General features: G+C 63.2%; 13 protein-coding genes. 3 read left to right on the top strand and 10 right to left on the bottom strand.

The window, feature by feature from the left end; translation table 11 throughout:
* Nucleotides 1–92: 92 nt before the first annotated feature.
* Together ACJJVH_RS00145 and mutS are read right to left on the bottom strand one after the other, a co-directional pair.
* Complete coding sequence (locus tag ACJJVH_RS00145; protein WP_112801057.1) at nucleotides 93–386, bottom strand: hypothetical protein; 294 nt, start codon at nucleotides 384–386, stop codon at nucleotides 93–95.
* 28 nt (nucleotides 387–414) lie between these two features.
* Complete coding sequence (mutS, locus tag ACJJVH_RS00140; RefSeq protein ID WP_412065194.1) at nucleotides 415–3,072, bottom strand: DNA mismatch repair protein MutS; 2,658 nt, start codon at nucleotides 3,070–3,072, stop codon at nucleotides 415–417.
* Nucleotides 3,073–3,269: 197 nt separating this feature from the next.
* On the opposite strand from mutS, the gene ACJJVH_RS00135 reads away from it, so the two are divergent.
* A complete protein-coding gene (locus tag ACJJVH_RS00135) occupies nucleotides 3,270–5,558 on the top strand; it encodes an NADP-dependent malic enzyme (protein WP_112801061.1) in 2,289 nt (762 codons plus the stop codon).
* A gap of 122 nt (nucleotides 5,559–5,680) precedes the next feature.
* Here ACJJVH_RS00135 and ACJJVH_RS00130 read toward each other — a convergent pair whose 3' ends face one another.
* The 5 genes from ACJJVH_RS00130 to ACJJVH_RS00110 all read right to left on the bottom strand — a co-directional run bounded on the left by ACJJVH_RS00130 (nucleotide 5,681) and on the right by ACJJVH_RS00110 (nucleotide 11,632).
* Nucleotides 5,681–6,559, bottom strand: a complete 879-nt coding sequence (locus ACJJVH_RS00130; RefSeq protein ID WP_112801063.1) for a GNAT family N-acetyltransferase — start codon at nucleotides 6,557–6,559, stop codon at nucleotides 5,681–5,683.
* Between the two features lie 225 nt (nucleotides 6,560–6,784).
* On the bottom strand, nucleotides 6,785–9,073 hold the full coding sequence (locus ACJJVH_RS00125; protein ID WP_412064499.1) for an ATP-binding protein: 2,289 nt from the start codon (nucleotides 9,071–9,073) through the stop codon (nucleotides 6,785–6,787).
* Nucleotides 9,074–9,128: 55 nt separating this feature from the next.
* Complete coding sequence (gene lspA, locus ACJJVH_RS00120; protein ID WP_112801067.1) at nucleotides 9,129–9,647, bottom strand: signal peptidase II; 519 nt, start codon at nucleotides 9,645–9,647, stop codon at nucleotides 9,129–9,131.
* A gap of 9 nt (nucleotides 9,648–9,656) precedes the next feature.
* Nucleotides 9,657–10,508, bottom strand: coding sequence for a TrmH family RNA methyltransferase (locus ACJJVH_RS00115; RefSeq protein WP_412064498.1), 852 nt, complete (start codon nucleotides 10,506–10,508; stop codon nucleotides 9,657–9,659).
* The gene (locus ACJJVH_RS00110) at nucleotides 10,505–11,632 is read right to left on the bottom strand and encodes a class I SAM-dependent methyltransferase (protein ID WP_412065193.1); all 1,128 of its coding nucleotides are present in this window, start codon (nucleotides 11,630–11,632) and stop codon (nucleotides 10,505–10,507) included. The genes ACJJVH_RS00115 and ACJJVH_RS00110 overlap by 4 nt, the downstream gene beginning before the upstream one ends.
* A 115-nt stretch (nucleotides 11,633–11,747) precedes the next feature.
* Here ACJJVH_RS00110 and ACJJVH_RS00105 point away from each other — a divergent pair, with 115 nt between their 5' ends.
* Together ACJJVH_RS00105 and ACJJVH_RS00100 are read left to right on the top strand one after the other, a co-directional pair.
* Nucleotides 11,748–12,200 carry an SRPBCC family protein gene (locus ACJJVH_RS00105; protein ID WP_112801073.1) on the top strand — a complete coding sequence of 151 codons (453 nt, stop codon included), beginning with the start codon at nucleotides 11,748–11,750 and terminating at the stop codon, nucleotides 12,198–12,200.
* A 35-nt stretch (nucleotides 12,201–12,235) separates the two neighbouring features.
* Entirely contained in the window at nucleotides 12,236–12,694 is a 459-nt protein-coding gene (locus ACJJVH_RS00100; RefSeq protein WP_112801075.1) for a GNAT family N-acetyltransferase, read from the top strand.
* On the opposite strand, the gene ACJJVH_RS00095 is transcribed toward ACJJVH_RS00100, so the two are convergent.
* The 3 genes from ACJJVH_RS00095 to sppA all read right to left on the bottom strand — a co-directional run bounded on the left by ACJJVH_RS00095 (nucleotide 12,686) and on the right by sppA (nucleotide 14,470).
* Nucleotides 12,686–13,018, bottom strand: a complete 333-nt coding sequence (locus ACJJVH_RS00095; protein ID WP_113385445.1) for a LapA family protein — start codon at nucleotides 13,016–13,018, stop codon at nucleotides 12,686–12,688. The genes ACJJVH_RS00100 and ACJJVH_RS00095 overlap by 9 nt on opposite strands.
* Before the next feature lie 163 nt (nucleotides 13,019–13,181).
* Nucleotides 13,182–13,487: an integration host factor subunit beta gene (locus ACJJVH_RS00090; protein ID WP_112801079.1), complete on the bottom strand. Its 306-nt coding sequence runs from the start codon at nucleotides 13,485–13,487 to the stop codon at nucleotides 13,182–13,184.
* 26 nt (nucleotides 13,488–13,513) lie between these two features.
* Complete coding sequence (gene sppA, locus ACJJVH_RS00085) at nucleotides 13,514–14,470, bottom strand: signal peptide peptidase SppA (RefSeq protein WP_113359283.1); 957 nt, start codon at nucleotides 14,468–14,470, stop codon at nucleotides 13,514–13,516.
* Nucleotides 14,471–14,578 lie beyond the last annotated feature (108 nt).

The following is a 14,578-nucleotide window of genomic DNA, read 5'->3' as shown; positions in this document are numbered from 1 at the left end:
CGTGGTCGACCATGTCGAATCGACACGCTGGGGATTTTTATCGGGTCAAAGTTGACGAAGCGTGACGGCAATCGACACAGAAATCGGCAGTTTTAGGGCCTTGCCGGTTCAAGAGACCGCCTGAGCTCGTTCAAGCTGTATAATATGTTCCGCGATTGGGCGCCGATCTGCGTCACCATTTCGCGCTCGCATTCCCAATAGCCGGCTTTCGCGATCTTCGAGCAGATGTCGGAAATCCGGCTGCAGGACAAGGCGATGTGGAGCAGGCCGCGATCGGATTCGCAGTCCGGGGCTTCGCCCTCGCCGCAGATCTTGCCGCGGGCGGCGATCGGAGAAAAGCGCTCGCCCAGAATGCGGACCTCGGCGAGGAGATTTTCGAGATACATCGTGTTGTCCTTGGAATATCGCCTGTGGTCAGCCGGTCTTGGTGAGGGTTTTCTTCAGCTCGTAGAGCACGTCGAGAGCGGCTCGCGGCGTCAGGTCATCGAGATCGAGCGTCTTCAGCCGTTCTTCGATCTTGGACGGTTCACGCCGGCCGGTCGCCTCCTCCCGGCGAACCGCCACCTGGAAGAGCGGCAGGTCGTCGATGAGCTGGCTTGCCGGGTTCTTGCGGTCGGCATCTTCGAGCCGCGTCAGAACGTCTCGGGCGCGAGCCACCACCGAGGCCGGCAGGCCGGCAAGCCGCGCCACCTGAATGCCATAGGAACGATCGGCGGCTCCCGGTCCCACCTCATGCAGGAAGATGACGTCGCCATCCCACTCCTTGACGCGCATGGTGGCATTGGACAGTCGCGCGAGCTTCTCCGACAGCACGGTCAGCTCGTGGAAATGCGTGGCGAAGAGGCCGCGGCACCGGTTGGCTTCATGCAGGTGCTCGACCGCCGCCCAGGCGATGGAAAGGCCGTCGAAGGTCGCGGTGCCCCGGCCGATCTCGTCGAGGATGACGAGCGACCGCTCGGTCGCCTGGTTGAGGATCGCCGCCGTCTCGACCATTTCGACCATGAAGGTCGAGCGACCGCGCGCCAGGTCGTCGGATGCGCCGACGCGCGAAAACAGCCGGTCGACGATGCCGATATGGGCCGATGCGGCGGGCACGAAGGAACCCATCTGCGCGAGGATGGCGATCAGCGCGTTCTGGCGCAGGAAGGTGGATTTACCGCCCATGTTCGGGCCGGTCAGCAGCCAGATGGCGCCGTCCTTGCCATCGGCAGTCGGCGAAAGATCGCAGTTGTTGGCGACGAACGGCCCGCCGGCCTGGCGACGCAATGCCTGCTCGACCACCGGATGACGGCCGCCTTCGATGGCGAACATGCGGCTTCCATCGACAACGGGCCGGCAATAGGCCTGCTCCTCGGCCAGCAGCGCAAGCCCCGCCGCGACATCGATCACCGACAGCGCGCGGGCGCCGGCCTTGATCCCTTCGGCAGCGGCGACAACGGCTGCGACCATGCGATCGAAAGCCTCCAGCTCGATGGCAAGCGCCTTGTCGGCCGCATTGGCGATGCGGCTTTCGAGATCGGCAAGCTCGGTCGTGGTGAAGCGCATGGCGTTCGCCATGGTCTGACGATGGATGAAGCGCGCCTTGGCTTCGCTGGTCTCCGTCATCGGACCGGCATTGCCGGCCGTGACCTCGATGAAGTAGCCGAGCACGTTGTTGTGCTTGATCTTCAGCGACTTGATGCCGGTTTCCTCGGCATATTGCAGCTGCAAACCGGCGATGACGCGGCGCGACTGATCGCGCAATGCCCGCACCTCGTCCAGCTCGGCATTTGCCCCTTCCCGCAGGAATCCGCCATCCCGCTTCAGCAGGGGCAGCTCGTCGGCAAGCGTGGCGGCGAGCATGGCCTCGAGATCGGCAGGCAGGGCTTGCAGGCCGGCCAGCGCCGCGGCAAGCTCTTCGGGCAGCAGAGCGCTGCCGAGGAGGCGGGCAATGTCGCCCGCTGCGGCCAGTCCCTGCCGGATCGCCCAGAGATCGCGCGGACCGCCGCGATCGAGCGCAAGCCGCGACAAGGCGCGCGGCATGTCCGGCACATGCTTCATCGCCGCGCGCAGATCGCCGCAAAGCGACGGCTCCTCCGTCAGAAAGCCAATCGAATCCAGGCGCTCGTTGATGCGCTGGGGATCGGTGAGCGGCGACATCAGCCGTTCGGCGAGAAGCCGGGCGCCGCCGCCGGTCACCGTGCGGTCGATCGCCTTCAGGAGCGAACCGTTGCGATCGCCGGAGAGCGTGCGGACGAGTTCGAGATTGGCGCGGGTGGCGGGATCGATGAAGAGCGTCGAGGCGCCGCTTTCCCGCTCCGGCAGCCCGAGCGGCGGGCGCTCGGCGAGCTGGGTCTTTTCGACATAGGCAATGGCGGCGGCGGCAGCGGCAAGCTCGGCACGGCTGAAGGTGCCGAAACCGTCCAGCGTCGATACGCCGAAATAACGGGTGATACGCCCCTCGGCGCTGGCGCTGTCGAACAGCACCGCCGGCTGCGGAACGGCCGTGCGGCCAAGAATATCGAAAACCGGCTTCAGTTCCGGATCGTGAAACATCGTATCCGGCAGGATCAGCTCGCGCGGATCGATGCGCAGGATATCGGCGAGCAGCCGCGAGGCTTCCGTTTCCGCCAGCCGGAAGACGCCTGTGGAAATATCGATCCAGGCGAGCGCCAGCTGCGGTTCGGCGCCGCCGCGAATGCGGGTGAGCGCCATGAGATAATTGGATTCCGAAGGCGACAGCAGCTTTTCTTCGGTGATCGTGCCCGGCGTCACCAGGCGCACGACATCGCGCCGCACCACCGACTTGCCGCCGCGCTTCTTGGCTTCCGCCGGATCTTCCACCTGTTCGCAGACGGCAACACGGAAGCCGAGGGCGATCAGCTTTTGCAGATAGTCGTCGGCGGCGTGAACCGGCACGCCGCACATCGGGATATCCTGCCCCATGTGCTGGCCGCGCTTCGTCAGCGTGATGCCGAGCGCACGCGAGGCATCGACGGCGTCTTCGAAGAACAGCTCGTAGAAGTCGCCCATGCGATAGAACAGCAGCGAACCGGGATTGTTCGCCTTGATCTCGATATACTGCTCCATCATCGGAGTTGCCGAGGCGCGGCTCTCCTCCGAGGCAAGCTCGGCGGCCGAGAAAGCATCGATGCTGGCGTTAATACGTTCGTTCACGGAGGTGCAGTTTTTCCAAAAAAATGAGGTGCCACCCTACCCGCGCGCCGCTATAGAAGACAACAGCTATCGGGCAAGAGGGACCGGTCGCCCACAGGAGGTTTGGAGGAACAATGGCAGACAGCAAGAGCAAGTCGCGTTCGGGAACGGGGATTACCGACCAGGAGGCGCTGGACTTCCACAAGCAGGGCCGCCCCGGCAAGCTTGAGATCAACCCAACCAAGCCGATGGCGACGCAGCGCGATCTTTCCCTTGCCTATTCGCCCGGCGTCGCGGTGCCTGTGAAGGCGATCGCCGCCGATCCCGCCACCGCCTACGACTACACGTCGCGCGGCAACATGGTCGCCGTCATCTCCAACGGCACCGCCATCCTCGGGCTCGGCAATCTCGGCGCGCTGGCCTCCAAACCGGTCATGGAAGGCAAATCGGTTCTCTTCAAGCGCTTCGCCGACGTCGATTCGATCGACCTGGAGATCGACACCGAGAACGTCGACGAATTCATCAATTGCGTGCGCTATCTCGGCCCCTCCTTCGGCGGCATCAACCTCGAGGACATCAAGGCGCCGGACTGTTTCATCATCGAGCAGCGGCTGCGCGAGCTGATGGACATCCCCGTATTCCATGACGACCAGCACGGCACCGCCATCATCGCCGCCGCCGGCCTCATAAACGCACTCGAACTGACCGGCCGCGACCTGAAGACCGCCAAGCTCGTCTGCAACGGCGCGGGGGCGGCGGCAATCGCCTGCGTCGAGCTGATCAAGTCGATGGGCTTCAACCCGGAAAACATCATCCTCTGCGACACGAAGGGCGTGATCTACCAGGGCCGCAGCGAGGGCATGAACCAGTGGAAGTCGGCGCATGCGGTCAAGACCGACAAGCGCACGCTCGCCGAAGCGATGAAGGGTGCCGACATTGTCTTCGGCCTGTCGCAGAAGGGCGCCTTCTCCGAAGACATGATCCGCTCGATGGCGGACAAGCCGATCATCTTCGCCATGGCCAATCCCGATCCGGAAATCACGCCGGAGGAGGTCGCCCGCATCCGCGACGACGCCATCATGGCCACCGGGCGCTCGGATTATCCGAACCAGGTCAACAACGTTCTCGGCTTCCCCTACATCTTCCGCGGCGCGCTCGATGTGCGTGCGACCACCATCAACGACGAGATGAAGATCGCCGCCGTCAACGCGCTGGCAAGCCTCGCACGCGAGGATGTGCCGGACGACGTGGTCGCCGCCTATCAGGGCGCAAGGCCGCGCTTCGGCGCGCAGTACATCATTCCCGTGCCGTTCGACCCGCGTCTGATCTCGGCAATCCCGGTCGCCGTCGCCAAGGCGGCGATCGAAAGCGGCGTCGCCCGCCGCGCCATATCCGATATGGACGCCTATGCCCGCGAGCTTTCCGCCCGCCGCGATCCGATCGCCTCGACGCTGTCACAGCTCTATGAGCGCGTGCGCCGGCATCAGAAGCGCATCGTCTTCGCCGAGGCGGAGGAAGAGCAGGTCATGCGTGCCGCCCTCTCCTATGCCAACCAGGGGCTCGGCACCGCCATCCTTCTCGGCCGCGAGGACCTGATCGAGGCAACCGCGGAGCGCGCGGGCATCGACCTCAACCGCCCGGGCCTCGAAATCGTCAACGCCCGCATCTCCAAGCGGGGCGATGCCTATATCGACTACCTCTATGCCCGGCTGCAGCGCCAGGGCTACCTGCATCGCGACGTGACCCGCCTGATCCATAACGACCGCAATCACTTCGCCGCCTGCATGGTGGCGCTCGGCGATGCCGACGGCATGGTGACGGGTGTTACCCGCAACTATTCGACGGCGCTCGGAGACGTGCGCCGCTGCATCGACGCCAAGCCGGGGCACCGGGTCATCGGCATATCGATCGTGCTGGCCCGCGGCCGCACCGTCTTCGTCGCCGATACCGCCGTGCACGACATGCCGACCGCCGAGGAACTGGCCGATATCGCAGAAGAAGCGGCAGGTTTCGCGCGACGCATGGGCTATGATCCGCGTGTCGCCATGCTCGCCTATTCCACCTTCGGCCATCCGTCGGGCGAACGGTCGGAGCGCGTGCGCGAAGCCGTCAGCATCCTCGACAAGCGCCATGTGAATTTCGAGTTCGACGGCGAAATGGCGGCCGACGTGGCGCTCGACCGCAAGATCATGGAGAGCCTCTATCCCTTCTCGCGGCTTTCCGGACCGGCGAACGTCCTCGTCATGCCGGCGTTCCACTCGGCGGCGATCTCCACCAAGATGCTGCAGGAGCTCGGCGGCTCCACGGTGATCGGCCCATTGCTCGTCGGGCTCGACAAGCCGGTGCAGATCACCTCGATGGGTGCCAAGGATTCCGACATCGTCAACATGGCGGCGATCGCCGCCTACGGGGCGGGCGCCTGACGGCTTCACCCGGCTGACGCCATGAAATTGCAAAGGCCCGGTTGCGCTACAGCAGCCGGGCCTTTGCAAAAGCGAGTTTCGTCACCGGGGGCGCGCCCCAGCACTGCGCCGTCAAATGCGTTTCAGCTCGCGAAACGACCCGCGTCGGCGCCGTAATAATTCACGTAGCGGTTCGAGATGCTGGCGATGGGCAGGACGATGAGCACGTCCGTCGTATTGAAGGCGTGATCGACCACCGCGGTCGAGCCGACCATGGCGCCGAGGCGCAGATAGCCCTTGATCAGCGGCGGCAGCGCCATCAATGCCTTCTTCGGATTGACGGCCTCGACAGGCATCAGATCCATGTTGCGGGCAAGCGACGGCAATGCGCCGACGGCCCATTCGTCCTTGGCAAGGACGTTATGGTACAGAAAAGACAGGGCCAGCGCGTGCTGCTCCGGCTGAATGCCGGGGAAGGATGCGCAACCGAACATCGCGCCCATGCCATGTTTCAGCGCATAGGCCCAATTGCCTTGCCACAGAAGCTCGACGGTGCGCTTGTTGCGGTAATCCGGCAGCACGCAGGAACGGCCGAGTTCCATGAAGCGCTTGTCCGGATGACGGGCGAGCAGGGCATCGATATCGAACTCCGAGGAGGAGTAGAAACCGCCATTGGCCATGGCGACTTCCTGACGCAACAGGCGATAGGTGCCGACGATCTGATCTTCCGGATCGCCTTCGAGCGAACGGTCCAACACCAGAAGATGGTCGCAAACGGCGTCCCAGCTGTCGACGTCGCGCTGACGGCGCATGGCCTCCGCCGGCAACTGCGCATTCATCTCCTCGACGAAAACGCGGTAGCGGACAGCCTGAGCGGCATCGATTTCGCGCGCCGTGCGAGCAAGGCGCGTTTCTAGATTTCCGATGCGTCCAAGCACATCGCTGGCAACCGGCTCAACCGTTGCCTTTGAAGACTGAACCATTTCGCCCTGAGCTTCGCGATTCAAGATTTCGATGGACATGGCGATTCTCCCCCCTGCGGGCCGATATAGCGCCATAAACCAAATTCATGCGACAGGAAAGTGACATGCAGCCTGGCTAAAAGCAAGAAGCGTGCCCGTTGCAATTTTCGAATGGGGCAGCCATCCCCAATTTAGAAAGGGCAATTGCCACAGGTTGAACCCCATCGCCCGGCACTATCGAGCATTGATGAGCCGCATTGGTAAACTCGGCCGACGGGGGAAATTCTAGGCGCGTTCGAAAATCGATCCCGTCAGGCTCTGCAGCGTCATCGTCAGCTTCCCGGGATCGACCGGCTTGACGATGACGGCATCGGCGCCGGCCAGCAGTGCCTGACGGCGGATCGCATCACGGCTGTCCGCGGTCAGCACGATGACCGGAAGCGGCGGCAAGCCATGCCGGCGCTCGTAGGCCCGCAATTCCGCGAGCGCCACCGCACCCGTGCCGCCGGGCATGTTGAAATCCGTCACCAGCACTTCGGGCCTTGTTTCGGCATTTTCGGTGCGGGCACGAAGAGCTTCGAAATCCTCCACGAGGCGAACCCTGTGACCGGCCTTGGAGAGCATGGCGCGAACCAGCATCGCGTTGACCGGATCATCCTCGCCGAGCAGGATGTCCAGCGTGCGGTCTTCCGCCTCGGGCGTCGTTATGCCGATCTCGGAGACCGCCTCGATCAGGGCGTCGCGCTTTTCCATGCCGCGCATGCGGCCGCTCAACACATCGACCAGCGACTGCTCGCGCAGCGGCCGGATGAGCCAGGCATCGAACAGATCGAGCGGATGGGTATTTCGCTCCTCGGGATTGACCAGAAAAATCTTGCGCAGCATCGGGGCGGCAAGCGCGCTTCCTTCGTGGAAATACCATGGCGCCATGCGATGATCGACGATCAGATCCGTCCAGTTCCCCTCCTCGCCCATCGGGAACGAGCGCAGCAGGTCGTCCATATCTGCGGCGCCGATCAGCCTGCAACGACCGCCGAGGGTCTCGATGGTTCGTATGACGGCAGTGCTCGCCGCGCCTTCGGGCGCCAGCAGCAGGACGCGCGATCCCTTCAGCACTGTGTCTCGCGGCTGGTATCCATCCTGCCCGGCGACCAGGCCGATCGGAAAGGAAATGACGAACTCGCTGCCCTTGCCGCGCTCGCTGGCAACGCTGAGCCTGCCGCCGAACTCGCGCAGGATGCGGGCGGAAATGGCGAGACCGAGCCCGGTGCCGGCACTTCTTTCAACGACCGTGCCGGCCTGCTCGAACTCGCCGAAGACGCGAGCCTGCTCTTCTTCCGTCATGCCGGGGCCGCTGTCCTGCACCGATATCGTCAGATCCCGCCCCCGGAGATCGACGCGGACGAGAACGCCGCCGGTCTGGGTGAACTTCACGGCGTTGCCGATGACATTGAACAGAATCTGGCGCAGGCGGGCGGGGTCGAACTCCATCGTCTCGGGAACGTCGGCCGCAACGCTTGCGGCGATTTCGATGCCCTTTTCGTGGGCGCGATGGGCGAGCATTTCGATGACCCCTTCCAAGAGGGGACGCAAAGCCTCCTTGCGCGGATGCAACTGGAAGCGGCCGACTTCGATCGTGGAGAAATCGAGCAGGTCTTCGACCAGCTGCACCAGCGCATGGCCCGACTGGCGAATGCCGGTCAGGTAGTTTGCCTGTTCCAAAGTCAACGTCGTCTGGGCCAGCAGATGGTTCATGCCGAGAATGCCCGACAGAGGCGTGCGGATCTCATGGCTGACGGTGGCAAGCAGACGCGACTTGGCGGCGCTGTTGTATTCCGCCTGCAGCCGCGCATCTTCGCGCTGGCGGGCGGCCTGCCGCTCCTCCGTCACGTCGCGCGCGATGCTCTGTATGCATAATTGTCCGGTCGCCGGATCGCGGAACATCACATCATGCCAGGCGAAGATGCGCCGGCCCTCGGGCGTGACGATTTCCGCGTCCTGATGCTTGCCGTCGGTCACGGTTCGAAACACGAGACCGGTTTCTTCCAGCGTCAGGCCTTCCGGATGCGACTTGCCCGTCAATTTGCAGAAAGTGGCATTGGCGCACAGAATCCGACGATCGATGCTGCGCGTGACCGCGACGTCGCCGAGCGCGTCATGGATGGTGGCGAGCAGGCTCGCGCTTTCCTTATGCTCCCAAAGACGATCGTGCTCGCTTTCGCTGAAATCCGTAGCGGCGATGGAGGGTTCGCCCGTCGCTCTGCGGAGCTTCCAGATGCCGGTGACGGCAAATGCGATCGCGATGAGTCCCAGCGCGCCCGCGAGCGCCAGCGGACCTGAGGCATAACCGATCGCAAGGAGGGCGCCGCCCGCGACCACTCCGCCGCCGGCCAACCAGTGGTTTTGCAACCATCGGGACTGGGGCGACGGCGCCTGCTGCCGGGCCTGGTCGTGAGAGGGCACGACCGGTTTCACAAGCGACGACTCGAACTCGGCCGGACCTTCGATCGGTTCCGCTTGGCTGCGAGCCGCCGCCGCGGCCAGCTTTTCGTGCAGATCTGCCAGAGTGCTCATGGACTCTGGCTATCATGCACAACCTTCCCGATGCCTTCAGGGATTCGCTAGAATTTTAAGCTTTTGCCTTTTTCGGCAGCAGAAGCTCATCGAGAATGACGCAGCCCGCCCCGATGGTAATGAAACTGTCGGCAAGGTTGAACACCGCAAAGGACCATGTTTGCGTGTGGAAGAGGATATAGTCGATCACATGCCCGTAGAGAAAGCGGTCGAGCAGGTTGCCGAGCGCGCCGGCGATGATCAGTGCAAAGCCCGTATGCGCAAGCCAGCGATGATCGGGCGTGCGCCGCCAGAGCCACAGCACGAAGGCGACGATGACGAGCCGCATGCCGACGATGAACCAGCCGTCCATACCGGACAGCATCGAGAACGCCACGCCGAGATTGTAGGTGCGATAGAGCGCCAGCATCGGAATGACCGGCACCATCTCCTGAAGCGGCAGCCAGCGATCGACCATGATCTTGATGGCCTGATCGAGGATGACCGCGACCACGATGAAGATCAGGATCGGCAGGGGCCGTGAAAACAGGGCCGGCTTTGCCGGCGGCTGGCCATGGGTCTCGCTTTCGGTCATCGGGTCTCGCTAGGTAAGTGTCAGGATATGGCGGCGGGCCTCGAACAGCATGACTGCCGTCGCAACCGCCAGATTGAGGCTGTCGGCACGGCCGGCCTGCGGGATGCGGGCAAGCGCATCGGCCTCCTTCGCCAGGGCATCCGGCAGGCCGGATTGCTCGTTGCCCATCAGCAGCACGACGGGTTTTTTCTTGTAATCGATGGTGCGGTAGTCGACGGCGCCTGCGAGATGGGTGGCGACGACGCTGACGCCTGCCGTCTTCTTCCAGGCCAGGAACTCCTCCGGCGTCGCCTTGACGACGGGGACGGCGAAGACCGAACCCATGGTGGCGCGCACGGTTTCCAGCGAAAACGGATCGGTCGTCTCGCCGACAAGGATGACGCCGGAAGCACCCGCCGCATCGGCGGTGCGAATGATGGTGCCGAGATTGCCGGGATCGCGCACCCGGTCGAGCGCCACCCAGGTCTCGCCCGCCTTCGGCTTGATATCCCGAAGGTGCCGCCAGCGCTGCTCGAAGACGCCGACCACCATCTGCGGGTTGTCGCGGCGGGTGATCGAGCCGATCACCTTTTCGCTGACCTCCAGCACCAGCCCGCCGGCAGCGACCGTTTTCGCGGCAACCTGCTCGACCAGCGGCTTGCCTTTGGCGGCCTTGGCATAAACAAGCGTACGGATCGTCCACCCGAGTTCCAGCGCATCGATGACGAGCTTCAACCCCTCGGCCAGGAAAGCGCCGCTTTCCTCGCGCGACTTCTTGACCGTCAGCGCCTTGATATCCTTGACGATCGGATTGGCAAGCGAAGTGACTTCCTTGACCTGTCCGACCTTGCGCGGGCCGTCGTTACGGAAATCCTGATTCATTTCGGCACCCAGCGACTGAAAAGAGAGGTGGAAAGCGCCCTGCCCGGCGTGCGGCCGTCGAGGCCGGCTTCGCGGATGACCAGTTCGCCGGATTCGACCGCGCCGCCGGCGCCGCGCATCGTCTCGCGCATCAGCTCATGGATCGAATAGAAGCTGGCGCGGATGGAATAGGCCGTCAGCACGAGGCCGAGCGCCTTCGGCGACAGGATCTCGCGGCAGATATCGAGCATCAGCGGCAGGTGTTCGAACAGATGCCAGACCTCGCCGTTCGGACCGCGACCGAATTTTGGCGGATCCGTGAGGATGATATCGTATTTGCTGCCGCGGCGTTCCTCGCGCAGGATGAACTTCATCGCATCCTCGCAGATCCAGCGGATCGGCAGCTTTTCCATGCGGCCCAAAGCCTGGTTTTCGCGTGCCCAGCCGATCGCCTTCTTCGAGGCGTCGACATGGGTCACTTCCGCGCCGGCCGCGGCGGCGACCAGCGAAGCGACGCCGGTATAGCCGAAGAGGTTCAGGACTTTCAGCGGGCGTTTCGCCGCCTCGACCTGCTCCTTCATCCACGCCCAATGGACGATCTGCTCGGGAAAGACGCCGACATGGCGGAACGCGGTGAAGCGGCCGAGAAAATCGACGCCGAGCAATTGCAGCGGCCAGGTCTCGCCGAGCGCCTCGCGCGGAAAGCGCCAGCGGCCCATGCCGTCCTCGTCGGTATCGCCGGTGAAGACGGCGTCGGCATTGTCCCAGACATGCGAGGCAAGCGACGGCGGCCAAAGCGCCTGTGCCTCGGGCCGGACGATGCGATAGGGTCCGTATTGCTCGAGCTTCAGATCGTTGCCGCTGTCGATGAGATGAAAATCCCCGGCGCCGAGCGATTCGAGGATGACCGGCACGCGCTCAGCCGGCCGCTCTCCGCTGCGCACGATCAGCGGGCGCTCGGGTGCGGCGGCCGCGGGCGCAGCCGCACGCGGCTCGGCAACACGCTCGCCATGATCGCGCGAAGGCTTGGCCGGCCTTGAGGCAGGCTCGGGCTTTGCCGGCGGCTTGCCGGGCATGTCACGCCGGGGTTTCGCCCCGGGACCGCCCGCGGTTTTCTGACCGGGCCGGCTTTCCCTATGTTTCACCATGCTTGTCTCGAAATTGATATGTGCGTGCAAATAGCATCTGGGCGCCACTTGGCAAAGCGCTTTCCGATCTGCGATGATCCGTGCACAAAATGTCACATTGGGAGGATCGCGCATGGATATGACCGGCGAAGAGCGGATCGCAGCACCCCGGGACGCGGTATGGGCCGCGTTGAACAATCCCGACATCCTCAAGCAATGCATTCCCGGCTGTCAAAGCCTGGAGAGGGTATCGCCGACGGAACTGACCGCGACCGTGAAGCTGAAGATCGGCCCGGTCTCGGCTTCCTTCAACGGCGAGGTCACGCTTTCCAATATCAACGCGCCGGAAAGCTATACGATATCGGGCGAAGGAAAAGGCGGCATCGCCGGCTTTGCCAAGGGCGGCGCCGACGTCGTGCTGAAGGAGGACGGCGACGAAACGATCCTGCAATACGAGGCCAAGGCGCAGGTCGGCGGCAAGATCGCCCAGCTCGGTTCGCGGCTGGTCGATTCCAGCGCCAAGAAGCTCGCGCAGCAGTTTTTCGCGGATTTCACCGCAGCGATCAACGGCCGGGCCGGCGCCTGATTGCCGCGGGCACATCGGCGCCCATATAATCGATCATGATATCGAAATCCGAGACCTGGGCCATCCGGCCGGCACGCGAGCAGGACATGCACGATCTGGCGGAGATCTATCTCCGCGTCCGCCGCGAAACATTCCTATGGGTCGATCCCGGCCGCTTCGGCCTGGAAGACTTCGCGGCTCACACGAATGGCGAGCGCCTGTTCGTGTGCGAGGACGAGCATGGCAAGATCGCAGGTTTCGCCGCGATCTGGGAACCGGACGACTTCATCCATATGCTCTATATCCTGCCGGCCTTCCAGGGCCGCGGCGCCGGCAAAGCCCTGCTTTCCGGCCTGCCGGATTGGCCGGCCCGGCGTTACCGGCTGAAATGCCTGATCAAAAATACGCGCGCGATGGCCTTTTACAGAGCGATCGGTTTCGAGACGATTGGCGATGGCACATCGCCCGAGGGCGACTACAAGGAAATGCTGCTTGGCGGCCGCCCGTCACGGTGACGGAAGCTGTCCGGCGATCTGTTCGGCCCGCGTGCGATGCTTGTCGGCTTCTGCCTGCCAGCGCACCGCCTCCAGCGACTGGCTGCGGGCACGCTTGCGATGCTTTCCCTGATTGAACCATGTGACCGCGGCTCCGACAAGCAGGCCGAGGATCAGCGCGGCAAACAGCAGCACGAACAGCGGCGCATGCAGCGACAGCACCTGGTCCTCCGGCCGGAACGGATTGAGGGCCAGCGTGGCGGATTGCCTGTTGGCAACGCAGAATATGATGAGGATAATGCCGAGCGGCAGCAATATCAGCAGATTGACGATCTTCTTGGCCATTGCGCAGCTCCTTCCATTCGCGGGCATGCGTGCATCGCACCCAAACCGCCTTCAGCCGCAGAATAGAAAAAAGAGGCGGCCGAATTCAAGTGCCACCGCGTCGCGGCACAATCATGTCCGACGGCATTCCGCCGTAGTATTTTCGGAAAAACGCCCGGCTCGATCAGCTGTCGTCGTCTTCGTCGCCGGCGCCCGGATTCAGACGCTCGCGAAGCTCCTTGCCTGTCTTGAAGAAGGGAACCCACTTTTCCTCGACGAAGACCGTATCGCCGGTGCGCGGATTGCGACCGGAGCGCGAAGGCCGGTTCTTGACGGAGAACGCGCCGAAGCCGCGAAGTTCAACCCGGTTTCCGGCGGCAAGCGCATCGGTAATCTCATCGAGGACAGCGTTGACGATATTTTCGACGTCACGGTGATAGAGATGCGGGTTGCGGGCGGCGACAATCTGCACCAATTCCGACTTGATCACGGCTATCCCCTTAAATCATTGATTTATCAATCGGCTGCACCCTGCCAAACAGAAAGCAGGCCGTCAAGAAACAACTTATCGGTCATGATTTTCTGGAAACTCTCTCCTTTTACAAAATCATCATAACCGAGACGATTTAGCAACCAGGAAGCCGCGCCCGGCCAAAAGAAGGATGATGTTCTGTCTTCCCGCTTCCAATCGACGACGGGCAGATCCTTGTTGACCTTGCGCGTTTCGAGATAGGCGAGGATATCCTCCTCGCCCCCGAGCCGGTCGATCAGCTTGTTCTGAAGCGCCTGGCGGCCGGTGAAGATGCTGCCGTCGGCGAGTTTCAGCACCTCTTCGCGCGGCAGCTTGCGGCGGTCCGCCACCAGATCCACGAACCAGGCGTAGCTGTCCATGACCATATTGCGGATCATGTTCTTGGCGTCTTCGCTCGCCGGATGGAAAGGCGACGGCTCGGCCTTCAGCGGCGCCGATTTGATCTCGTCGAGGGAAACGCCGACCTTGTCGAGCAGATCCTTGACCTGCGGATACTGGAAAATGACGCCGATCGAGCCGGTAATCGAGGTATCGCCGGCCACGATGGTATCGCCCGCCGTGGCGATCATATACCCGGCCGAGGCTGCGAGCGTGCGGATGTCGGATACCACGGGCTTCTTGGCCGCGACGGCACGGATCGCCTTGAAGATGCGCTCGCCGCCATAGGTCGTCCCGCCCGGCGACGAGATGGAAACGATCAGCGCCTTGACCTGATCGTTGTCGCGGATCTTTTTCAGCCGCTCCAGCAGTTCGGGATCGTCCTGAATGAGGCCGGAAATCGTGACACGCGCGATTTGCGGGCCTCGCGCATCCGGCAGATCGGCCGCGATGAAGCGGTAGAGCGCAAAACCGAGCGCCACAAGGAGCAAAACGGCAACAATGCGCCAGAAACCAAGCTTTCGGCGCAATTGTCGCCGGTCCGCGATTGCAGAACTGTCCATCACGCCTTATTTCTCCCTGCAACAAACCGAATGCGCAACAAATCGGATCATGACCTTGAAGCTGGCACAATCCATAAAGAAAAGCTGCTCCCGTTTTCGATGTCGTCG

Source organism: Rhizobium sp. SYY.PMSO, from assembly GCF_046840415.1.
Classification (GTDB): domain Bacteria; phylum Pseudomonadota; class Alphaproteobacteria; order Rhizobiales; family Rhizobiaceae; genus Rhizobium.
The sequence above is the reverse complement of the archived record's forward strand: the minus strand, read 5'-3'. Positions and strand labels throughout refer to the sequence as shown.